Genomic DNA, 21,368 nt, shown 5'->3' with positions numbered 1-21,368 from the left:
GGAAGAGGCCTTCGCCCATCGTCGTGTACGGGTTGCCAAAGCTCTCCTAAATGCCTGCAAACGCGATGTGCTTGGTTTCCAGAAACGCTTCGAGCCCTTCGCTTCCGAGCTCTCGCCCGACGCCGCTTTCCTTTACGCCACCAAACGGGCACTGGCTCGTGGTCGGTACGGCATCGTTGACGCCGACGGTCCCAGCCTCGAGTGCCTCCGCGACACGCCACGCACGCCCGAGGTTGGTCGTGAACAGGTAGGCCGCAAGGCCATAGCGCGTGCGGTTGGCGCGCTCAATGACCTCCGCCTCATCGTCGAACGGCAGGATTGGCGCGATTGGCGCGAACGCTTCTTCGCTGAGACAACGTGCCGATTCGCCGACGTCGACCAGCACGGTGGGCTCGAAGAAGTAGCCCGGGCCGTCGACCGGCTTGCCGCCGCACAGCACTGTGGCGCCCAGCCGGCGTGCATCCTCGACATAGGCGAGCGCAGCGTCGACCGCGGTGGCGTCACGCAGCGGCCCGATCTCCACACCATCGTCCAGACCGTTGCCGATCGCGAGCGACTTGGTCTTCTCCGTGAACCCCGCCACGAAGCTGTCGAACAGGCCACGCTGCACATAGATCCGATTCGCAGCAATGCAGGACTGGCCCGTGTTTCGGAACTTGGTAACGAGCGCTCCGTTGATCGCCTGGTCGAGATCGGCGTCATCGAAGACGATCACCGGAGCATTTCCACCGAGCTCGAGCGAGAGCTTCGCCACGCGGTCGGCAGCGAGGCGTATGAGGTCGCGTCCCACCTCCGTCGAGCCCGTGAACGTAATCTTGCGGCAGGCGGGATGAGCGAACATCTCGGCGGCGATCTCCCGAGAGCTTCCCGCGACCAACTGAAACACGCCGGCAGGAAGGCGCGCTTCATGAGCCGCCTCTGCGAAGTGGACGGCGGACAACGGTGTTGCGGCGGCTGGCTTCAACACGACGGGACATCCCGCAGCCAGGGCGGGCGCCACCTTGCGCACCGCGAGCACCAGCGGGAAGTTCCAGGGGGCAATCGCGCCGACGACGCCGATCGGCTGCTGGATGACGAGGTGTCGCTTGCCCGTCGCTTGGGGCGGGACAACGCGTCCATACGCGCGCCGTGCCTCCTCGGCGAACCATTGGAGATGGTCGACTGTCATGCCCACCTCGGCGCGAGCTTGGGCGAGCGGCTTGCCGTTCTCGAGCGTGATCGTGTGGGCGATCTCGTCGGCACGCCGTGCGATCACGCCAGCGATGCGGTGGAGCAAGGCTCCACGCTCCTTGCCCGAGAGCGCCCGCCAGCCAGGCCAGGCGGCTGCCGCGCCGTCGATGGCCTCTCGAACGCCGGTGCGGTCCACGGTGGCCACCCGCGCGAAGACCTCCGAGGTCGCCGGATTGGTGACCGACAGCGGCTGCCCGCCATGATGCCATCGGCCGTCCAGATAGAGCGCGTGAACGGTGTCGTTGCGTACGTCAGTCATAAGCCGTTTGGGGTGGAGGGTGCGCCAGTGGTGAGCTCGTCGACAGACGCGTCCATGAACTCGCGGTGCTTGTCGCCGATCCAATACCGCTCGCCGGCCAGGCACCAGATGAAGTGCAGTTCCTCGTCTTGACTGAAGACGGGATGGTAGTTGAGCAGCGGGATCGTTGCCGCGTCGAGCGCCTTGACGCTGTGCACGAACGTCTTGGTCTTCTCGTCCGCGTAGACCTCCATGGAACCGCGGCCCTTCGTGAAGAGGTAGATCTCTTCCTGATCGGTGTGGTTGTGGGGCGGCCAGGCGCGCGTGTGCGGCTGATAGATCGTGTAGCCGGCCAAGAGGCGGTCGCCTGCCTCGCTCACATCGAACATCAGGAACACATCCTTGCCGTCGAGGTGACGGATGCGCGCCTCATCGGCGTGAACCCGCTCCCAGACGGCGTGCGACGGCACGTGTCGGTTGACTGCAGGCGCACGGCAGACGGCGAGCACGCCCGGCTCGTCAGTGTCGTTCGTGATCCGGTATGGCGTGGCGAGCGGGACGTACAGCGTGTCGTAGTGCTTCAGCTCAAACGTTCGATCCTCCACCTGCACGCGCTGTCCGCCGGCCAGGCAGAACAAAATGGCTTCATCGCGCCGATGGTACAGCTCGTCGCTGGTCACACGCCCGGCGATGCGGTAGACGCCGTAGGTCAGCAACTGCAGATTGGATGTCTGTGGCGTGCACTTCTGCCGGTATTCGAACTGCCAATCTTCCGCCCGCAGGAGGTGGGCGGCCTTGACTTCCGGTGGCTTGTCCATCATGCCTGAATCCTCGCCCGAGAGTATGAAGACAGAAAAACTGAGGTGTCAACAGCAGGCGGTTCCATGCCGGTTCGCGGGCGGCCGTTGAGGGCCGCCAATCGGGGATTTTCAGCCCCCGCTCATCACAGCTTGACACTGATAAGTTTTTCCATTATCAACCAATATGTCGCACGACAATCCGTCGTGAGCCGTGATGCTCGACGCTCGTCGCATGATTCATCGGCGTGAGGCACTGCGCCGTGCCGCGTGCCTGCTGGGCGGTGCGCTTTCAGCGCCGACCATCGAAGGTGTATTGGCTGGTTGTCAGGCCGCACAGGCGCCAGCAGACACCTCGACCTCGGCAATCGCCGGAGCGAGACGAACGCTTTCCCCTGAGCAGCGCGAGATGGTGCTGGCCATGGGAGAGCACATTCTGCCCGAGACGGACAGTCCAGGTGCGCGTACCGCACGCGTCGACGAGTTCGTCGACGCCATGCTTACCGATTACTACCCATCAGAGAAGCGCGATCAGTTCCTGGCAGGGCTCGATGGCGTCGACGATCGGGCGCGCCGCCGCTTTGGAGGCGATTTCACAACACTGCCGAGGGGGCAGCAGCTCGAGCTGGTTCAGGCGCTGAATCGGGAGGCGTTCCAACCGACCAGCGGATCGCACGCGCCGCTGCGATCGTTCTTCCGCACCTTCAAGGAGCTGGTCATCGTGGGGTACTACACGTCCGAAGTTGGCGCCACCAAGGAGCTGCGCCCGAATCCCATCGGGTCCTGGGAGGCTGACATTCCCTATGGAGAGGGCGGGCGATCCTGGGCATGAGCACCGAACACGACTACGACGCCATTGTTGTTGGCTCGGGCATCAGTGGCGGCTGGGCCGCGAAGGAGCTGACCGAGAAGGGACTGAGCACCCTCGTGCTCGAGCGCGGCCGTGACCAACAGCACGGCGACTATCCGACCGAACACCTCCCCCCCTGGGCCTTTCCACTGCGCGAGCGGAAGCTCACGCCAGCGCAGGCGCCAGAGCACCCCACACAGGCGCACACGCCCAGCTTTCGTGAGGCGACCACGCACTACTTTCTCAAGGACGCCGAGAACCCCTACGTACAGGCAAAGCCGTTCCTGTGGGTGCAAGGGAGTCAGGTCGGTGGCCGATCGCTCATCTGGGGCCGCCAATGCTACCGCTGGAGCGACCTGGACTTCGAGGCGAACCTGAAGGACGGCCACGGCGTAGACTGGCCGATCCGCTACGCCGACATCGCGCCGTGGTACTCGTACGTCGAGAAGTTCGTGGGCATCAGCGGCGAGAAGCTGGGGCTGTCGCAGCTCCCGGACGGAGAGTTTCAGCCGCCCATGGCGTTGAACGCCGGCGAGAAGTGGGTGAAGACGCGCCTCGAGAAGCGTTATCCCGATCGCCGGCTCACCATCGGGCGCACCGCCGTGCTCACGCAACCGATTGGTGACCGCTTGCCGTGCCATTACTGCGGTCCCTGCGCGCGTGGCTGCTCGACCGGCAGCTACTTCTCCAGCCAGGCATCGACCCTACCAGCCGCACGCAAGACGGGGAAGCTGACGCTGCGGCCCTCCAGCCTCGTGCACTCGATCATCTATGACCTCCAGCGCGATCGGGTGACGGGCGTGCGGGTCGTCGACACGCAAACCGGTGAGACGCAGGAGCTCTACGCGCGCGTGATCTTCTTGTGTGCATCCACCCTGGCCACGACGCGTGTGCTGCTCAACAGCCGGAGCCGGCGTCATCCCAATGGCCTCGGCGGCGGCAGCGGAGCGCTGGGGCGCTATCTGATGGACCATCACCTGCGGCAGGGCGCGAGCGGGGAGATCCCAGGACTGGTGGACCGTTACTATCAAGGCGACCGACCCAACGGGACCTACCTCCCTCGTTTTCGCAACCTGAAGGCGCCCGATTCGGACAGGCTCGGCTTCGTGCGTGGCTACGGCTACCAAGGCGGGGCGGGTCGTGCGGGGTGGGGCCGCGGCTCCGACCGACCCGAGATTGGTGCGGCGCTCAAACGCGTGCTGCGCGATCCCGGTCCCTGGCACATGGGACTCGGTGGCTTTGGCGAGTGCCTTCCGAGGTCGGACAACTACGTGGAGCTCGCCAAGGAGACCGATCCGTGGGGAATCCCGGTACTGCGCATCCACGCCTCCTGGGGTGAGAACGAGCTGGCCATGCGCAAGGACATCAAGGCGCAAGCGGCCGAGATGCTCGAGGCCATCGGGTGTCACAATGTCCAGATTCAGGACGGGCTCGAGCGGGAAGACATGACCGCCATGCCGGGCGGAGCCATCCATGAGATGGGAACGGCGCGCATGGGCCGAGACCCGACGACGAGCGTGCTGAACGGCGACAACCAGGTCTGGGAGGCCCCGAATGTGTTTGTCACCGACGGCGCCTGCATGACCAGCTCGTCCTGTGTCAATCCCAGCATCACGTACATGGCGCTGACGGCACGCGCCGTCGACCACGCGGTCAATGAGCTGAAGCGCGGGGAGCTCTAGCTGCTCGACGATGGTAGGATCGCCGGGGCCAACGTAGATCGTATCGATGACTACCGCGGCACTGCCGGCGATGGTCGATCTCCTCTCCACTCTCCAGCGTCATTTTGGCCACGGGTCGTTCCGCGCCGGTCAGGAGGATCTCGTCCGCTCCGTGCTCGACGGCCATGACGTGCTCGCGGTCATGCCGACCGGATCCGGCAAGTCTCTCGGCTTCCAGTTACCGGCGGTCCTGCTTCCAGGCATCACGCTGGTGGTCTCCCCGTTGATTTCGCTGATGAAGGACCAGGTCGACGAGCTGAATCGCCGCGGTATTCGTGCGGCCGCCCTGCACTCGATGCTGCCGAGCGATGCGCGACGTCGAGCGCTGACCGCGGCGCGTCAAGGAGATCTCAGCCTTCTGTATGTGGCGCCCGAACGGTTCGCGTCGGATCACTTCGCCCGCCTACTGTGTGACTTGCCCGTGGCGAGATTCGTCGTCGATGAGGCGCACTGCGTGTCCGAATGGGGACATGACTTCAGGCCGGACTATCGCCGGCTTCGCGCGGCGGCAGGCGCGTGTCGCCGGAGTGACGGCCAAGCCGGTCGGCCGCCGCTCGCCGCGTTTACCGCCACGGCGACGCCCGAGGTACGCGATGACATCGTCGATCTTCTCGGCTTGTCGAATCCGCACCTGCTCGTCTCGGGATTCGACCGTCCCAACATTCACCTGCAGATACGTCCAGTGTCGGGCAGGCAGGAGAAAGAGCGGCTGCTGCATCAGCTGGTCGCCGGTCGGCGGTCACTCGTGTACACGGCGACCCGAGCAAGTGCAGAAGAATCCGCGGAGTCGTTGCGTGAGGCTGGCATCGCGGCGGATGCCTATCACGGCGGACTCCGCGATAGCGAGCGAAGCCGCGTCCAAGACGCCTTTGCTTCGGGCGCCTTGCCTGTGGTCTGCGCGACCAACGCGTTCGGCATGGGCATCGATCGGCCGGACGTCGAGGCCGTGATTCACTTTGCGATTCCAGGCTCGATCGAGGCCTACTACCAGGAGATCGGTCGTGCTGGTCGTGACGGCCGGCCAGCGGACGCGACGCTGCTCTGGGACTACCGCGACGTGAAGACGCGGCAGTACCTGATCGACCACGCGCGAGAAGAGCTGCCCGGTCGCACGGTGGCTCCGTTGGACGCGGCCGAAGTCGCGCGCCGGAAGGAGCTGGATCACAAGAAGCTGCGCCGCATGGTGGCGTACGCCCATGCCGCGGGCTGTCTGAGAGCGACGATCCTGCGCTACTTCGGCGATCCCGCCGCGCGCGAGCCGTGCGGCGCATGCGGCAACTGCGATCGCCGCCGCCCGCTGGACGAGGCGGCTCGGTTGCGTGTGAGGAAGATCTTGTCGGGCATCGCGCGGGCGGGTGAGCGGTATGGGCGGCGAAAGGTCGCGGCCATGCTCGTCGGTGAGGTAGACGGTCTGCCCGAGCCGTTGACGCGCTTGTCCACCACCGGTCTGCTGCGGGACGAGCTCCCGCAGACGGTGGAACAGTGGATCGAGGCCATATGCGCCGCCGGCCTGGTTCGCACGTCGGCCGACAAGTACCAGACTCTCAGCCTGACACCGCTCGGACGCGAGGTGATGGCGGGACGCGTCGAGGAGGTCATGATGGCGGTTCCCGTGGCGCGCCGCACGCGATCACGGCGACGTCGCTCTCCGCTCCGCGGCGCCTTCGCGGCGCTCGTGCGCCGGCGATAGGGTGAAGGGGGTGACAGGGTGAGGGGGTGACAGGGTGAGGGGGTGACAGGGTGAAGGGGTGACAGGGTGAGCGGGTGTTCGATTGCTCGAGGCGTACATCGAGCCATCGGAAACGTCGCACGATTTCCAACCCGAATTGTCGAATCACCCGCTCACCTTGTCACCTTGTCACCTTGTCACCTTGTCACCTTGTCACCTGTCACGTTGTCACCCTGTCACCCTGTCACCTTGTCACCGATCCGCTCCCTTCTGGCGATATGTCTCCAAGAGCGCCTTGAGCTCGGCAACCGTGTCGGTGTGCTCGGGGTCCTCCACGAGATTGTTGGTTTCGTCGGCATCGCGCTCCATGTCGTAGAGCTGCGCCCCCTTTGCGCCTTCCGCCCATTCGATGTATCGCCAGCGGTCGTTCCGTACCGAGTAGCCATCGCGCACCTGCGTGAAGGCCGCCTCCCGCACGCTCTTGGTTGCATCGTCGAGCATGGGCTGCAAGCTGACGCCGTCGAGATAGTCCGGAGCCTCGAGCTGGCTCAGCGCGGCGAGCGTCGGATAGAGGTCCACGAGCTCAACGACCCCGCGCGCCACCTGTCCGTTCGCTTTGGCTCCCGGCGCTGCGATGACGAGCGGGACGCGGGCGCTGCGCTCGAAGAGGCTCATCTTCTGCCACAGGCCGTGGTCGGCCAGGTGATAGCCGTGATCGCTCGTGAAGACCACAACGGTTCGCTCACGCAAGTCGAGGCGCTCCAGCGCGTCGAGGACGTGGCCGGCTTGAGCATCCATGAACGTGGTCGACGCGTGATAGGCCTGAATGGCCTCACGTCGCTGCGCGTCCGTCATGCTGTCCTGTTCTTTCTTCGCGCTGGCGTAGCCTGCCTCCGGACGTCGGGCCTCGTCGTCAGCGCTCAGCGCCGGAAGCTCGATGCCGTCGCGCGGGTAGCCATCGAAGTATTTCTTTGGCGCGACGTATGGCGTGTGCGGCCTGTAGAAGCCGACGGCGAGAAAGAAGGGGCGCTCGTCGTTCTTGAAGCGCTCCAACAGGCGCACCGCCTCGAGCGCACCGATGCCGTCTGTTTGCTCTGCATCTTCTCCATCGTCGGCCAGCCAGCTCAGCGTGCCGCCGAACTGGCCAGGAACGAGACTGAACACCTGATCGAGTCTGTCGCGATCGCGGCCGCGGGGGTTGACCGTGAAGTCCCAGGACATGTAGTCGTCGAGGCTGGCCGTTCCGATGTGAAGCGGCACACCGTAGTGATAGAGCTTGCCGACGCGTGCCGAGAACCATCCGTGTTCCTTGAAGAGCTGCGGCAGGGTGACCGTGTCCGGGATCCGCTCCCGGAAGTGAGGTGACAACTGGTTCTTGCGCGGGTTGGTGAGCACGCCCGTTTGGTCGGGTCGCCGTCCCGTTAAGAAGGACGCACGGCTCGGGCTGCACAACGGAAACTGGCAATAGGCGCGCTCGAAGCGCACGCCGCGCTGGGCGAGGCGATCGAGGTGGGGTGTCTCGACCGGCGCGCCGTAGCTCCCCATGTCGGTATTGAGATCGTCAGCCACGATGAAGAGGACGTTCAGCTTTTCCCGCTCCGGCAGCTGCGTGGTTGCCGAAGCCATGGTGGCGAGCGCGATCAGTGCGAGACACACAGCTCTCATCCAGTTCCTCCTTCGGACGGTGCCGTCATGATATCGATGTCATCCCCGCCTGTCCAACGGGTGGGCGAACAAAGAACCGGGCCTATCGCGGGCCTGTCGCGGGCCTTGACACTGGGGCCGCGGCCGGACTACTGTCACGGCACGCCGCACATGACATCGATGTCATGACGTCGCTGTCGAGTTCTCGGCATGGAGGGCGACTCATGGGCACCACCGATCTCCCGCCCGCGTTCGTCGGACGTGCGCGCGCCTGCCCGGCGCTGTGTGCCGCCATCGTCTTGACCGCGCTCGCCAGCGCGCCGCTCCACGCGCAGACGCTGGTCGGTCAAATCTCCGGCGTCGTCGAAGACAACTCGGGTGCCGTCGTGCCGGGCGTGACCGTCCTCGTGATCAACGAGGGCACCGGGGCGGCTCGCGAGACGGTCAGCGACGGAGGAGGCTTCTACGTCGTGACCAACCTCCCGGTCGGCACCTATACGGTCAATGCTGAGCTGACGGGGTTCAAGCAGGGTGTCAGGACGGGGAACCGGCTCGTCGCCGACGGCCGAGTGACCGTGAGCGTCGTGCTCGAGCCTGGCGCGGTGTCAGAGACCGTGCAGGTCGCCGCGCGCGTGGGCGAGAGCGTGAACACGACGTCGGGCGAGGTGGCGCGCGTCGTCGACCGCGAGCAGGTGCAGAACCTTGCGCTCAACGCCCGCAACTACATCCAGCTCACCACGACGATCCCGGGCGTGCCGCTCACCAACTTCGACGCCATCAACCAGACCATCGCCAACTCGTCGAACCAGCCGGTCAACGGGAACCGGGGCGACTCCAACAACGTGATGGTCGATGGCGGATTCAATCTGAACAAATCGAACAACACCGCGCAGAGCCACAACGTCGGCCTCGACTTCATCGAGGAGGTCAGTATTCAGACGTCCAACTTCTCGGCGGAGTACGGGCGCCAGGCTGGCTCGGCAATCAACGTGGTCACGCGCAGCGGCAGCAACGAGCTCCACGGCAGTGCGTTCGAGTTCTTCCGTGACAACGCCATGGACGCAACCGACTTCTTTGCCGTCGAAGAGGGCGAGCTGCGTTTCAACAATTACGGCTGGAGCCTCGGTGGCCCCATCCGCCGGAACAAGGTCTTCTTCTTCGGTGGTCAGGAGTGGCGCACCATTCGACGCACCGAGAGTCCGGTGCGGCGAACGCTCCCGACCCGCGCCCAGCGACGCGGCGACTTCAGCGGTACGACGGGCGACCTCTTCTTCCCAGGCACCACGACGCCGGTCCCGAATCGCGACATCTCGTCGCTCATCACACCACAAGGCGAGGCCATGGCGGCGGTCTACGACGCCATGGAGACGCTCGCGGCGGGCTACGTCGATGAGCCGACCGCAAACAACGCGGTCTATCAGTTGTCCAGCCCGTACGACTATCGTCAGGACATTCTGCGCCTCGACTACCGGCTCAACGATCGCCACACGTTGTACGGACGGTATCTGCACGACGCTCCCACGAGGACGAGTCCCTTCGGGCTCAACATCAACTCGAACCTGCCCACTGTTCCGACGGAACAAGTGCGGTCGCCGTACAGCCTGCTCGTCACACACAACTGGGTGGTCTCGCCAAGGCTCGTCAACGAGGCCAAGGCAAACATGACGTGGTGGGAACAAGATGTTGCGCCGATCGGAGACAACTGGGAACGGTCAGCGTTTGGCCTCGACTTTCCACACCTGTTCGATGGTGGCCGCTTTCCTGGGGGACTGCCTGATGTCACCATCACTGACTACGCTGGATTCAAGGGGCCGGCGCAAGCCAACGCCGCCGAAGCGGCTGACTTCGCCGTCACCAACACCCTGACGATGCTGCTCGGGCGGCATACGATGAAGTCGGGTATTGTCTACATCCGAACCAAGAACGACCAGAACGGACGCGTCACTGACTTCACGCTCGGCAATGTGACCTTCAACTCGGCTGGCAATCCGATGCGCACCGGCGATGCGTTTGCCGACGCGCTCCTCGGCAACTTTCGCAGGTACAGGGAGATGAGCGGCACGCCGGTCACCCCCTTCCGCTCGGAGAACTACGAAGCGTTCGTCACCGACAGCTGGAGGGTCTCGAATCGCGTGAGCCTCGAGCTCGGCGTCCGCTACCAATTCATCCGGCCGATCTTCTCCGGCGACGACCGCCTCTCGACCTTCGACCCGTTGCTCTACGACCCGGCAAGGGCTGTGGTCGTCAATCCAGACGGCACGGTTGTGCCCGGTTCCGGCGATCCCTTCGACGGGATGATTCGCGCTGGCGACGGATCGCGCGACAGCAGCGACCCGGCGCTCGACGTCATCCCCGCAGGCGCCGAGCGGACGCTCTGGGAGCCGGCGCATCGGTTCGCGCCGCGCTTCAGCTTCGCGATCACGCCATTTCGAGACAGCAGAACCGCCATCCGTGGGGGTATCGGCCTGTTCTACGACAGTCCCCGCGGCGACATCACGCAGCGCGCCTCCGCGAATCCTCCATTTGTCGACGTCGTGGAGTTCGAGAACGGCAACCTCGTCGATCCAGCGGGCGGCCGCGCGCCGGCCGCGGGCGTGCTCGGCGAGGTCCAGGGAATCGACCCCGGGATGAAACCGCCCCGCACGACAAGCTTCAGCCTCGGCATGCAGCGGGAGCTTCCAGGCGGCATGCTCGCAGAAGTCGCCTATGTGGGCACTCGGGGACGCAGCCTCCTTCGCCGGCCCAACATCAACCGCGTGCCATTCGAGATGCTCGCGGCCAACGCCGCCCTGCCGCCGGGCGAACGGGCATCGGACAATTCGCTTCGGCCGTTCAAAGGCTACTCGAACATTCTCTACTACCAGGCCGATGCAATCTCGAATTACGACGCCCTGCAGCTCTATGTCGCCCGCCGCTTGGGACTGTTGACCTTCACCGGCAGTTACACCTGGTCGAAGGCGCTAACCGATGCCACTGGTCCGACGGCGAATCCCGAACAGCTCGACGATCGAAAGTACAATTACGGCCCCGCGGGCTTCCATCGCCCGCATATTTTTGTCAGCACGTTCACGATGCGATTGCCCTGGTGGCGCGATCACCCGGGCCTCGTCGCGGGCCTGCTCGGTGGCTGGGAAGTGAGTGGTATCGTTCGCCTCCAATCCGGGGGCTTCTCGACGGTCTCCGGGGACACGTCGACCGGCGGGCGCCGCGCCGATTATCTCGGTGGTGAGATCGACCTTCCTTCGAGCGAGCGCTCAGCCGACCGGTGGTTCAATACGGACGCGTTCGCACCGGCGCCCGACGAGCGGCGTGGTACGGCGGGCGTCGGCACGGTACAGAGACCTGCCCTGCACGTCTGGGATCTCTCCCTGCGAAAGCGCGTCGGCGTCGGCGGAGCAGCGAACGTGCTCTTCCAGGTCGACTTCTTCAATCTCTTCAACCGTGTGAACCTCAACGAGGTGAACACCAACGCGTCGCAAATGGCCTTTGGGACGGTGACGAGCGCTGCACCGCCGCGGCAGGTGCAGCTCGGTGTGCGGGTCACATTTTGACGCGCGAAGGAGCCGCCGACCGAAAGGGTGACAAGGCGAGCACGTTCGGGGCTCACGCGACCGCGAGGAGCTCCAGGTCAGGATTCTTTCGTTGGCAGTAATCCAGCTCCCAGCTGGACGCAAAGAGCAGCACGAGGCGGCCTTGTCGATCCGTGGCCTGGAGGACACCCTGCCCGGGCAACTCAATCGCACGCATGGCCTCGTCTGAGCCGGCCACCCAGCGCGCGGAGACGTAGTTCAGCCGCTGCACTTCGCAGGAGACTCCATACTCGCTCGTCAAGCGTGCCTCCACGACGTCGAGCTGCAGGGCTCCGACGACGCCGAGGATGGGCTCTCGGCGCCCCGCGGTGGGGAAGACCACCTGCATCAGCCCTTCCTCCTCGAGCTGCTTGACGCCCTCGTCGAACTGCTTGAACCGGATGTCGCGGAGCCGGGCGATGCCGAAGTGCTCGGCGGCGAAGCGCGGGATTGGCGGATATTCCGCGGGCGTTCCTGCAAAGAGCGTGTCCCCAATGGCAAAGCGGCCGGGATTCACGAGGCCGACGACATCGCCCGCGACGGCCGTCTCGACCGTCTCCCGCTCGCGGCCGAAGAAGCGATGGGGACGCGCGAGACGCACCGGCGTTTTCAGTCGCGGGTTCATCACCTGCATGTCCCTGCTCAGCCGGCCGGAGCAGACGCGAACGAACGCGATGCGATCGCGATGCCGCGGGTTCATGTTCGCCTGAATCTTGAACACGAAGCCGCTGAAGTCCGGAGCCGTCGGATCGATCAGGCCGCGCGTGCTGGGGCGCGGTCGGGGGGACGGCGCGAGCTGTACCAGCGCCCGAAGGAAAGGCTCCAGACCGAAGTTCGTGAGCGCGCTTCCGAAGAACACTGGGGTTTGCGCGGCTGCGAGATACGCGTCGCGATCGAAAGGGGTGCCGGCTGTTTCGAGCAAGGCAACTGCCTCTCGTAACCGAGCGCATGCCGCCTCGCCCAGCAGCGTGACGAGCAGCGGATCGGTCACGCTCGTCACCGCCACGGGCGCGCGGCGCTGGCCACCAACGGACCGCTCGTAGAGCAGCACCTGGTGGCGCTCGAGATCGTAGACACCCTTGAAGCGGTCTCCATCGCCAATCGGCCAGTTGACCGGCGCTGCCGCGATCTGGAGGACGCGCTCGATCTCATCGACGAGCTCGAGCGGATCGCGGCTGGGCAGATCCAGCTTGTTCACGAACGTGAGAATCGGCAGACCCCGCCTGCGGCACACCTCGAACAGCTTTCGTGTCTGATCTTCGATGCCCTTGGCCGCATCGATGACCATGACAGCGCTGTCCACGGCCAGCAGCGTGCGATAGGTGTCTTCGCTGAAGTCGCGGTGTCCCGGCGTGTCGAGCAGCGTGATCTTGCAGTCGTCGAGCTCGAACTCCAGCGCGGCAGACGTAATCGAGATGCCGCGCTGACGCTCGACCTCCATCCAATCCGAGAGGGCGTGTCGCTGCGACTTGCGGCCACGGACCGCTCCCGCCAGCTCAATTGCGCCAGCATACAGGAGCGTCTTCTCCGTCAAGGTGGTCTTGCCCGCATCCGGGTGCGAGATGATGGCGAAGGTTCGCCGCCGGGCGACCTCGGCGGCGAGAAGGTCGCTCGAGGACGGTGCGTCTGCAGAAACAGCCATGAACGTCAGTGCATCTGCCGCGAGATCACAAGGCGTATCTCGGCGCGTCCATGCGCCCTGCCGTGCCAACGATGAGAGTGCAGCGGGGGAGCGGCGACCGAGTGAGGACCAACACACGTCCAAGCGGTCAGGCCCTGAACGTAGCAACAAGAGTACAGGACTGCTGACGACGCGTCAAACCGCTACGGCTGCTGTTGGCTCGCGCTGGCGTCGCCGAGCGGCGCCGCCGCCTCGCGTGACATCCAGGGCACGAAGGGCAGCGCCTCACCAGCCAGCGGCGGGGGCACGGGTCCAACGTGGACCGACACGGCCAGCTCGCTGCGAACGGCGCTGATCCCCTTGAAGACGCCGCGAGTCGGGGGCACGTCCGCGTAGTCGCGACCAATCGCCACTCGAATGTGGCGATCGCCCGCGATGAGGTCATTGGTCGGATCGAAGCCGACCCACGCGAGGTCAGGCAGCAGCACCTCGACCCATGCATGAGTGGCGCCGTCGGATGACCGGTCGGCGCTGTCCGCGGCGTGAAGGAGATAGCCGCTCACATAGCGAGAGGGTATGCCGATCTGTCGCGCGAGGGCGATGAAGATGTGCGCGAAGTCTTGACACACACCGCGCCGCGTCTCCAGCGCCTCGTCGATCGGCGAGTCGACGCGGGTGCTCTTGGGGCTGTACTCGAAGCTGGCGTAGACATCCCGCGAAAGCTGGCGCAACGTGCCGAGCGGGTCGTCACCCCGCTCGAGGCCCACCTCGGACGCCAAGTCGCGCAACAGCTGCGTCGGTTGCGCAAACGGACTGGGACCTGGCCATAGTCCAACGATGCGTGCAAACGTCCGGCGAGCCGCTCCGCTCGTCCTCTGCCACCCTGCGCCGTCTGACCGCGCGGGGGCTGGGCATGGCACCGCGAGACGTGTGATGGGCGATGGCCTGTAACGCCGACTCGATACGAGCCGCGGCGAAGCGCACAGAGCGCGGGAACTCCGCGCTGAGCAGGTGGACTCCCTCGATGACGACTCGGGACAGGTAATGAGGGCGAGCGGACCAGAGGCCCTCGGTGCGGACCTGCTTCAGCCGCAGGTAGAGACGGTTCACCTGTTCCCACATGTCCGCGCTGATCTCTTCTCGGACCTGCTGGGCGTTCTCGCGTGCCGCCGTCACCGACGGGCCACGGAATCCGGGTTCGACAGATCGAAGACCGACGTCTCGATGAGCGCTGCTGGCGTGTCGGGCGGCTCTCCGGTTTGCGAGAACCTGAGGATGGCGTACAGCCGTTCGAAGTCCCATCCAGCAGACGAGGGACGTCGATCCAATCCGAGATCGAGGCGGACATCAATCAGCCGGATGGTGTGCTCGGCGCGCTCGAGATATCGGCTGATCCAGTAGAGCGCACGGCAGTGCTGGCGCGCCCCGCCAGACGGCTCGAACATCTCGTCGTAGGCGCCACCGAGGTGGTAGCCCGAGAAGAGCGCGCCAAGCGGAGACGAGTATGGCGGCCCCAAGGGGCCGCCATGGTCTGCACCGTTGCCTTCGACGTCGCTCAGGCCAGGGAGGCCCTGCCCTACTCGACGCGCGCGATCGTACCGTTGGGCGTCCATCGCAGAAACCCGGATCCCACGAGCGCGTTGACCACACGCTGACAGGCGGGCTGATCCAGACCGCACAAACGCGCCGCCTGTGCGAGCGTCAGCCGCATGCCTGGCATCTCGATGAACTCACTCCGAACGCGATCGACGGGATCCGATTCCATGATGCACCCCTCCACGGACAAACGGTCCTGCTCGACCAGAGCGCTCCGGCGCCGTTGGAGCGCCCGCGAGACAGGGATACTGGCCTGCCCGCGTCACACTGTAGCAAGACGCACGCCACGGCCGTGACGGGGCCCTTCGCCCGCGACTACCTGGGTTTTTCGCGGAATTCTAGCGGTATCGCATCTGCGGGAGTCCGGGACCAGTCGGTGGCGAAGCGACAAACGCGTCGGCAGAAGACTGAGATAGCGCCAAATCTGACGGACTCGATTGTCCCGCCACCAGAGGGAGGGTGTGCGTCCCGGGGTCAGACACGGTGCGAGCGTATCCAGGCACGGAGGCGGTGCAACCAGACGGGCCGCTCTAGCTCGCGAGCCTCGCCAATAAAGCGTGTGAGCGTCTCCGCGGCCAGGCCTGGAAAGACGTCGCTAGCTTGACGTTCTACATACTGGCCAGCCACGAGAACGAAGACCGTGAGCCGCGTACCGTCGTATCGCCACGCTTCGCGAATGCCAAAGCGTGCAAAAATCGCGAGCTTGTCCAACGAGGATTTGGTCACGTCGATCTCAACGACCAAATCGGGTGGCGGATCGGTCGTCAGGTCGAGGGTTGCCCTCCCGCGCACCTGTTTGACGTGCGTGACGTAGAACGAAGCATCCGGCTCGAAGCCACGTGCGAGGTCTTTCCTCCGGTAGGTCGTCGAGCCAAATCCCGCGACGTCGATGGCCATTTCCTCCGCCGCGACGTTGACTAGCAGTCGGATGACATCGTTGGCGTGCTCGTGCTCTGCCGAGGGGCTCATGATCTCCAACAACCCTTCGTCATACGTGTATCGCGGTACACTCGCGTCTTGCTGGGTAGCGAGCAGGCCCTCGTAGACCTCCCAGGGGATGTTCTGTAAGAGCACTCGCTGTTCGGCGGCGCTGAGCACGGTGGCCATCTCACACGAGTGTGCCCGATCCGCCGGCTTCTGACAAGATGTCTGCGATGTCCATGCGGGAAGAGCCCTTGCCCAGGCTGACCTGGGCTACTGTCGGAGATGTCGTTCTCATCGCCGTTGGCGCGCTCGTGTGTCTGCTGCCAGCCCTCGGCGGCACGAATCTCTGGGATCCAGACGAGCCACGGTTCGCCGAGGCCACGCGCCAGATGATCGCGCGCGGCGACTATCTCACGCCGTATTTCAACGATGCGCCGCGGTGGGAGAAGCCGATCCTCTTGTACTGGGCACAAGCCCTTCTGTTTCGGATGGCGGGCGACAGCGAGTGGGCTGCCCGAGCCCCTGCGGCCTTCGCCGCGGTGGGATGCGCCCTGCTCATCTATCTCCTCGGTCGCACACTTTTCACGCGTCGTGCGGCGCTGCTGGCCAGCGGGATGTGGCTCTCGACGTTTCGCTTCGTCACGTATGCGCGCCAGGGGCTCACCGACGTGCCGGTCCTGTGCTTCGTGCTCGCCGCCATGCTCGGCTTCACGCGCGCCGTGTTGGGTGGGGATCCCCGCTGGGTCTGGGTTGCGTGGACGGCGGTGGGTCTCGGCGTCCTCACCAAGGGGCCCATAGGCCTCCTACCGTGCCTGGTGATTGCCGTCTGGCTCCTCGTCATGCGCGACTGGCGCAGCCTCGCCCGACTCCGGTGGCTGGCGGGCAGCGTGTTGGCGGCTGGTATTGCGGCGCCCTGGTATCTCTTCGAGATCGCCTTGCACGGATGGCGCTTCATCGCGCTCCACTTCGGATACGAAGTCATCACACGCGCCGTGTCGTCGAAGTTCGCAGGCCCGACCCGAGGCCCTTTGTTCTATCTGAAGATCCTCCCCGGCGAGATCGTGCCCTGGACGTTGCTCGTTGGCGCCGCGGTCGTGTGGGCTGTCGTCACCTGGCGGCGCATGTCGAGAGACGATCGGGCGAGCGTTGCGCTGCTTGCCGTATGGAGCCTCGGTGTCCTTGCGTTGTTCAGTGCCGCGCGCTACAAGCTGCCTCATTACACGCTGCCTGCGTACCCGCCGCTCCTGATTGCAGCGGGTGCCTTTGTCGATGCGACGGCCAACGGTGCTCCTGGTTGGTCGCGCGCCTTGCGCGGCACGCTCGCGGCAACAGCAGCAGTGGTCGCCCTGATCTGCGCGGTCCTCGCGGCGCTCCTGTGGTGGTTGTTTTCCTTCGACCTGCTCGGTACGACGCTGCTCGTGCTGCTGGCCGTCGGCGCTGGCCTGGCAGCTCTTCAAAGCGCTCGTCTCTCGAGGGCGCTCGGCGTCGTCGTCTGCGTGGCAGCGCTCCTGTACCCGGTCGTGGCGTGGCGCTGGAGCGACGAGATCGCCGGACATTTTCAGGCCGCGCAGGCCCTGGGACGGACGACGGCGACGATCGCTCCGGCGGGTGCGCCGCTCGCCTCGACACTATTGCATCCATCGCTCGTGTACTACGCGCGACGGCCAGTACGCTTCCTCCAAAGCCCGGACGAGGTCGTCCAATTCCTGGCTGAACCATCTCGACGCTATCTGGTCCTGTCGTGTCGCGATGTGGAGCCCACGATCGACCGCGCCGGTACGCCTCTGCGGGTGGTGGCCCGACAGCCCGTGTTCTCGCCCCGGCTGGGGCACCTACTCGATGGCCGCATGATGACGCCGGCAAATGAGCTCTGCCTCGTCATGCGTCCCCGTAAATACCCCAAATGATGAACACGGGCACGGTGCCGAGCGCGGGTCGTCGTCGCAGGAGGTGCCCCCGGAGGGGGATTACGAGCCGGATGTGGCGTTACACTGGGAGGAACGCGCCTGCCTCTACGCGTAGGAGCTAACCGTGTGGTCCAAAGCCTACAAGGTCATCATTCTCGTGTCCGTCGTCTTCATTGCTGCCTCGAATGAGGTGCGCGCGCAGGTCGCGGCCGATCCGCGCGGCGCCGTGGGTCTGCAGTATTCAGCGATGGCCCTCGATTATCCTGATCAGACTCGTTCCGGAATCGGTGGCTGGTTTACCTATGACGTCGCCGACTGGCTTGCGCTCGACACGAGCGTCTCGTTCTTCCCGACCAACGATGCGGTGAGTGGCCGTCAGTTCCAGGCGCTGGTTGGCGCCAAGGCAGGCTGGCGCAACGACCGCTTCGGGCTGTTCGGAAAGGTGCGGCCAGGCGTCTTGCACTTCTCGAGGCGCTTCTTCGCGCCGGATACGAATTGCCCGGCGATCGTTCCCACCCCTGAGAGCTGTTTCATTGACGGATCGAACTTTGCCGTCGACGTTGGAGCGGTCTTTGACGTCTATCCCACCCGCTCGACCATGCTGCGAATCGACGGTGGAGACAACGTCATCCGGTTCGGCCGCGCCGAACGGTCGGCGGAGTGGACGCACAACCCGAACGTCAACCTTGCTGCCGGCTGGCGCTTCTGAAGCGCATGCTCGTTCACGCTGAGGGTGCCCGTCTCAGGCGGGGCGTGTTCCCGGGAGCACGGGCGCCTGGTCCGCTGAGCCGCGCTGCTTGAGCAACCAATACGTCAGCGTCCCGTACAGGACAACGACCATCGGGAAATAGGCGACGGCGTTGAGCGGTGCGAGGCCATGAACGCCCGCATGCATCTCGAGCATCCGTGCCAGGATGCGCAGCGCGTTCAGCGCGAACAGCAGCGATACAACGGCAGTTGCAGGTGCGTCGGAGCGGCGGACAACCCAGGCCAAGCAGATCGAGGCAGCGCCATGCGTGAGCAGCAGCCCGAAGTACCAGGCCACCACGATCTGCTCCCAGTGGTGGATGCGATCGATGACGGCTGCGCGCGCGGCTGCGTCTGGGGAGGCGGTGTACTCCGAGGCCCACTGCAGGCTGACCCCGAAGAGGTCTATGCTTCGATAGCCTATCTCGAGCGCCACGAACAATGACGTGAACGTGATCGCCAGGATCGCGCTCCCGGTGAAGCGGCGAGCGCCCGTCAGCGCCGCGGCGGTGTAGGCCACGAGCAGCGGCACGAATCCAAGCAGCACGACGAGATTACGTATCTGGTCCAACGGGAGCTGCCTGAGGGCGATGGCTTCTCCCGGCGCCGTAGCCACGGGGAGCCACCAGAAGGCGACCGCCTGGAACAACTGGGCGCCGAGATACAGCGCGGCACCAATGGCACCGAGACGAAAGAAGCTGTCGTCATAGCCACGCGTCATTCGTCGATGTCACCAAAAGTCGCACCTGGCTGCGTTCCTGCGATGAACGCTTCGCGGACGCCGTTGTCGAGCTGGACGAAGACGATGTTGCCCGGCGAGGCGAACGCTGGCTTGGGCTGGTCCTTGTGGTGTGCAATGTGTGCCTTCATCACATCGAGCCAAATGGGAAGCGCCGCGACCGACCCGTCATTGGAGGGCCCCAGCGTCTTCTTCGTGTCGTAGCCCACCCAAACACCAATCGTGATGTCGGGGTCGAAACCGACCATCCAGGCATCCGTATAATCGTCGGTCGTTCCGGTCTTCCCTCCGAGCGGCCAGCCAAGCGATGAGGCGCGTGCCGCCGTCCCCCGGGCCGTGACGCCCTGGAGCAGGCTCAACATGACATACGCGGTGTCCGCCCGGATGGCGGCATGCGGCTCCGGCCGGTTCTCCTGGAGCACGCTTCCTGACCGATCGGCTATCCGCAGGATAGAGTGCGGCTGCATGCGTACGCCCTGGTTGGGGAACACCGAGAACGCGTTCACGACTTCCAGCAAGGTCGCTTCACTCGACCCGAGCGCGCTCGAGAGATACGGGCGGACCTGCGACGCGAAGCCCAGCCGGCGCGCGTAGTCCGCCACCTGGCGCGCGCCGAGGTCGTGCATCAGGCCAACCGTCGGCACGTTCCGTGACTGCTCGAGCGCACGGCGAAGCGTCACCACCCCCTCGTAGTGGTGGTCGTAGTTCTCGGGAGCATAGAGCGGCTGTCCCGGGCCCACCATGTACCAGGCGGGCTTATCTTTCAGCTGGGACAGCGCGGTATAGCCGCGATCCACGGCAGTCGTGTAGACGATCGGCTTGAAGGTCGATCCGATCTGTCGCCTGGCTTGAACGGCGCGGTTGAACTTCGTGCGATCGAAATCCGAGCCGCCAACCATCGCGAGCACCTGGCCCGTGTCATTGTGCAGCGCGAGCACCGCGCCTTCAACGGCGGGATCCTTGCGGCCCTTGTTGAGACGTGCCAAGCCGGCCCCGAGCGCTTGCGTCGCAGCCGCTTGGAGCTCGAGGTTGAGCGACGTGTGAACCTGCAGCCCGCCCTCGTAGAGTTGCTTGGCACCGTATCTCGCCTCCAGCGCCTGGCGAACCTCTTCGACGAAATACGGTGCAGGCGAGTCGGGTCGCCGCGGGCCGCCGCGTGTGACGATGGGCTTCTTCGTGCTCGCCTCCGCTTGTGCGTGGGTGATGAATCCCTCGTCTGCCATCCGTTGCACTGTGTAGTTGCGGCGCCACCGCGCGTTGTCGCGGTTGACGAATGGGCTATGCCGCGCTGGTGACTGGAGAATCCCGGCCAGCAACGCCGCTTCCTCGAGCGATACATCCACGGCGGACTTCGCGAAGTAGAGCCGCGCCGCAGCCTCGACGCCATAGGTGCCGTGGCCAAAGGGCATGTGATTGGCGTAGAAGGTCAGGATTTCACGCTTGGTGTAGCGCTTCTCGATCTGCAGCGCGACGAGCGCTTCTCTGATCTTCCGTCCCGGGCTGACGTCTCCGATTCTGAAGCCGACCGTTTCGGCAAAGACGCTGCGAGCGAGCTGTTGCGTCAGCGTGCTCGCGCCAGCCGGGCGGGACGCCCGCCCCGTCACCGCGTCGTGCACGACCTCCAACGCATTGCGTACCAGCGTCACGGCGAGCCTCGAAAGGCTCACTCCGACGTGCGAGTCGAAACCGCCGTCTTCCGCTGCGATGATGGCTTCGCGCAGGTGCGGAGCGATGTCGTCGTACCCCACCGGCAGACGACGCTCGACCGCGAGCTCGGCGATGACCTCGTTGTTGTCGGCGTGGATACGCGTGATCGTCGCGGGAGCGTAGCTGTCGAGTGTAGAGATCTCTGGCAGATCGGCGGCGTGCGCGAACAGCACACCGCACACGGCGCCCGTGAGGATCGCGATCCCGAACAGTGACGCGATTGTCGCATGCCGTGCGGCACGAAGGGCGTAGTGTCTCATGGGCACATGCGCGTCTCAGAGCCCCCTGCTCCCGACGCAAGACCAAGGTCGGATCGACCTTTGACGCGCGCAGAGCCGGGCTGGAGGCGACCAGCGCGACGGCCAACAGAATACAGGAAGTCTACGGCTCAGGAGGTCCTGCCTCGGAC

At 65.2% G+C, this 21,368-nt stretch carries 16 protein-coding genes and 1 pseudogene; 6 read left to right on the top strand and 11 right to left on the bottom strand.

Translation table 11 applies throughout. The features are described from left to right. Nucleotides 1-46: 46 nt before the first annotated feature. Complete coding sequence (locus tag GEV06_03140; protein MPZ16903.1) at nucleotides 47-1,489, bottom strand: aldehyde dehydrogenase family protein; 1,443 nt, start codon at nucleotides 1,487-1,489, stop codon at nucleotides 47-49. Beyond that, on the bottom strand, nucleotides 1,486-2,289 hold the full coding sequence (locus GEV06_03135) for a cupin domain-containing protein (protein MPZ16902.1): 804 nt from the start codon (nucleotides 2,287-2,289) through the stop codon (nucleotides 1,486-1,488). The genes GEV06_03140 and GEV06_03135 overlap by 4 nt, the downstream gene beginning before the upstream one ends. A 190-nt stretch (nucleotides 2,290-2,479) precedes the next feature. Between GEV06_03135 and GEV06_03130 the strand changes: the two genes are divergently transcribed. From GEV06_03130 to GEV06_03120, 3 genes are read left to right on the top strand one after another with little or no spacing between them, the layout of a single operon-like run. Continuing rightward, nucleotides 2,480-3,097, top strand: a complete 618-nt coding sequence (locus GEV06_03130) for a gluconate 2-dehydrogenase subunit 3 family protein (protein ID MPZ16901.1) — start codon at nucleotides 2,480-2,482, stop codon at nucleotides 3,095-3,097. Beyond that, a complete protein-coding gene (locus GEV06_03125; GenBank protein MPZ16900.1) occupies nucleotides 3,094-4,797 on the top strand; it encodes a GMC family oxidoreductase in 1,704 nt (567 codons plus the stop codon). Before GEV06_03130 ends, GEV06_03125 begins: the two co-directional genes overlap by 4 nt. Before the next feature lie 46 nt (nucleotides 4,798-4,843). Further along, a complete protein-coding gene (locus tag GEV06_03120; GenBank protein ID MPZ16899.1) occupies nucleotides 4,844-6,526 on the top strand; it encodes a RecQ family ATP-dependent DNA helicase in 1,683 nt (560 codons plus the stop codon). A 231-nt stretch (nucleotides 6,527-6,757) separates the two neighbouring features. On the opposite strand, the gene GEV06_03115 is transcribed toward GEV06_03120, so the two are convergent. Next, the gene (locus GEV06_03115) at nucleotides 6,758-8,170 is read right to left on the bottom strand and encodes a sulfatase-like hydrolase/transferase (GenBank protein ID MPZ16898.1); all 1,413 of its coding nucleotides are present in this window, start codon (nucleotides 8,168-8,170) and stop codon (nucleotides 6,758-6,760) included. Nucleotides 8,171-8,334: 164 nt separating this feature from the next. Here GEV06_03115 and GEV06_03110 point away from each other — a divergent pair, with 164 nt between their 5' ends. Then, a complete protein-coding gene (locus GEV06_03110) occupies nucleotides 8,335-11,700 on the top strand; it encodes a TonB-dependent receptor plug domain-containing protein (protein ID MPZ16897.1) in 3,366 nt (1,121 codons plus the stop codon). Nucleotides 11,701-11,752: 52 nt separating this feature from the next. On the opposite strand, the gene GEV06_03105 is transcribed toward GEV06_03110, so the two are convergent. The 6 genes and pseudogenes from GEV06_03105 to GEV06_03080 all read right to left on the bottom strand — a co-directional run bounded on the left by GEV06_03105 (nucleotide 11,753) and on the right by GEV06_03080 (nucleotide 16,042). Then, nucleotides 11,753-13,360 (bottom strand): peptide chain release factor 3, encoded by a 1,608-nt coding sequence (locus GEV06_03105; protein MPZ16896.1) that lies wholly within the window; start codon nucleotides 13,358-13,360, stop codon nucleotides 11,753-11,755. A gap of 182 nt (nucleotides 13,361-13,542) precedes the next feature. Further along, nucleotides 13,543-14,385, bottom strand: coding sequence for a transglutaminase family protein (locus tag GEV06_03100; protein ID MPZ16895.1), 843 nt, complete (start codon nucleotides 14,383-14,385; stop codon nucleotides 13,543-13,545). Beyond that, a pseudogene (locus tag GEV06_03095) lies at nucleotides 14,087-14,518 on the bottom strand (hypothetical protein). Before GEV06_03095 ends, GEV06_03100 begins: the two are co-directional and overlap by 299 nt. Beyond that, on the bottom strand, nucleotides 14,512-14,784 hold the full coding sequence (locus GEV06_03090) for a hypothetical protein (protein ID MPZ16894.1): 273 nt from the start codon (nucleotides 14,782-14,784) through the stop codon (nucleotides 14,512-14,514). Before GEV06_03090 ends, GEV06_03095 begins: the two are co-directional and overlap by 7 nt. 131 nt (nucleotides 14,785-14,915) lie before the next feature. Next, nucleotides 14,916-15,104, bottom strand: a complete 189-nt coding sequence (locus GEV06_03085) for a hypothetical protein (GenBank protein ID MPZ16893.1) — start codon at nucleotides 15,102-15,104, stop codon at nucleotides 14,916-14,918. A gap of 305 nt (nucleotides 15,105-15,409) precedes the next feature. Beyond that, entirely contained in the window at nucleotides 15,410-16,042 is a 633-nt protein-coding gene (locus GEV06_03080; GenBank protein ID MPZ16892.1) for a Uma2 family endonuclease, read from the bottom strand. Nucleotides 16,043-16,080: 38 nt separating this feature from the next. Here GEV06_03080 and GEV06_03075 point away from each other — a divergent pair, with 38 nt between their 5' ends. Together GEV06_03075 and GEV06_03070 are read left to right on the top strand one after the other, a co-directional pair. Beyond that, nucleotides 16,081-17,766 carry a phospholipid carrier-dependent glycosyltransferase gene (locus tag GEV06_03075; protein MPZ16891.1) on the top strand — a complete coding sequence of 562 codons (1,686 nt, stop codon included), beginning with the start codon at nucleotides 16,081-16,083 and terminating at the stop codon, nucleotides 17,764-17,766. 124 nt (nucleotides 17,767-17,890) lie between these two features. Beyond that, nucleotides 17,891-18,475, top strand: coding sequence for a hypothetical protein (locus GEV06_03070; GenBank protein ID MPZ16890.1), 585 nt, complete (start codon nucleotides 17,891-17,893; stop codon nucleotides 18,473-18,475). A 33-nt stretch (nucleotides 18,476-18,508) separates the two neighbouring features. Here GEV06_03070 and GEV06_03065 read toward each other — a convergent pair whose 3' ends face one another. Together GEV06_03065 and GEV06_03060 are read right to left on the bottom strand one after the other, a co-directional pair. Beyond that, nucleotides 18,509-19,234 carry a hypothetical protein gene (locus GEV06_03065; protein MPZ16889.1) on the bottom strand — a complete coding sequence of 242 codons (726 nt, stop codon included), beginning with the start codon at nucleotides 19,232-19,234 and terminating at the stop codon, nucleotides 18,509-18,511. After that, nucleotides 19,231-21,219 carry a PBP1A family penicillin-binding protein gene (locus GEV06_03060; protein ID MPZ16888.1) on the bottom strand — a complete coding sequence of 663 codons (1,989 nt, stop codon included), beginning with the start codon at nucleotides 21,217-21,219 and terminating at the stop codon, nucleotides 19,231-19,233. The genes GEV06_03065 and GEV06_03060 overlap by 4 nt, the downstream gene beginning before the upstream one ends. Nucleotides 21,220-21,368 lie beyond the last annotated feature (149 nt).

Source organism: Luteitalea sp., assembly GCA_009377605.1.
GTDB lineage: Bacteria > Acidobacteriota > Vicinamibacteria > Vicinamibacterales > Vicinamibacteraceae > WHTT01.
Note: the sequence above shows the minus strand (reverse complement) of the source record. Positions and strands in the feature narration are given on the sequence as shown.

What these genes read in the sequence shown, in the direction of transcription:
- GEV06_03110 (MPZ16897.1), top strand. Translation starts at nt 8,335, where the DNA reads ATGACGTCGCTGTCGAGTTCTCGGCATGGAGGGCGACTCATGGGCACC.
- GEV06_03090 (MPZ16894.1), bottom strand. Translation starts at nt 14,784, where the DNA reads ATGTTCGAGCCGTCTGGCGGGGCGCGCCAGCACTGCCGTGCGCTCTAC.
- GEV06_03080 (MPZ16892.1), bottom strand. Translation starts at nt 16,042, where the DNA reads ATGGCCACCGTGCTCAGCGCCGCCGAACAGCGAGTGCTCTTACAGAAC.
- GEV06_03125 (MPZ16900.1), top strand. Translation starts at nt 3,094, where the DNA reads ATGAGCACCGAACACGACTACGACGCCATTGTTGTTGGCTCGGGCATC.
- GEV06_03085 (MPZ16893.1), bottom strand. Translation starts at nt 15,104, where the DNA reads ATGGAATCGGATCCCGTCGATCGCGTTCGGAGTGAGTTCATCGAGATG.
- GEV06_03120 (MPZ16899.1), top strand. Translation starts at nt 4,844, where the DNA reads ATGACTACCGCGGCACTGCCGGCGATGGTCGATCTCCTCTCCACTCTC.
- GEV06_03065 (MPZ16889.1), bottom strand. Translation starts at nt 19,234, where the DNA reads ATGACGCGTGGCTATGACGACAGCTTCTTTCGTCTCGGTGCCATTGGT.
- GEV06_03135 (MPZ16902.1), bottom strand. Translation starts at nt 2,289, where the DNA reads ATGATGGACAAGCCACCGGAAGTCAAGGCCGCCCACCTCCTGCGGGCG.
- GEV06_03140 (MPZ16903.1), bottom strand. Translation starts at nt 1,489, where the DNA reads ATGACTGACGTACGCAACGACACCGTTCACGCGCTCTATCTGGACGGC.
- GEV06_03075 (MPZ16891.1), top strand. Translation starts at nt 16,081, where the DNA reads ATGTCTGCGATGTCCATGCGGGAAGAGCCCTTGCCCAGGCTGACCTGG.
- GEV06_03105 (MPZ16896.1), bottom strand. Translation starts at nt 13,360, where the DNA reads ATGGCTGTTTCTGCAGACGCACCGTCCTCGAGCGACCTTCTCGCCGCC.
- GEV06_03060 (MPZ16888.1), bottom strand. Translation starts at nt 21,219, where the DNA reads ATGAGACACTACGCCCTTCGTGCCGCACGGCATGCGACAATCGCGTCA.
- GEV06_03115 (MPZ16898.1), bottom strand. Translation starts at nt 8,170, where the DNA reads ATGAGAGCTGTGTGTCTCGCACTGATCGCGCTCGCCACCATGGCTTCG.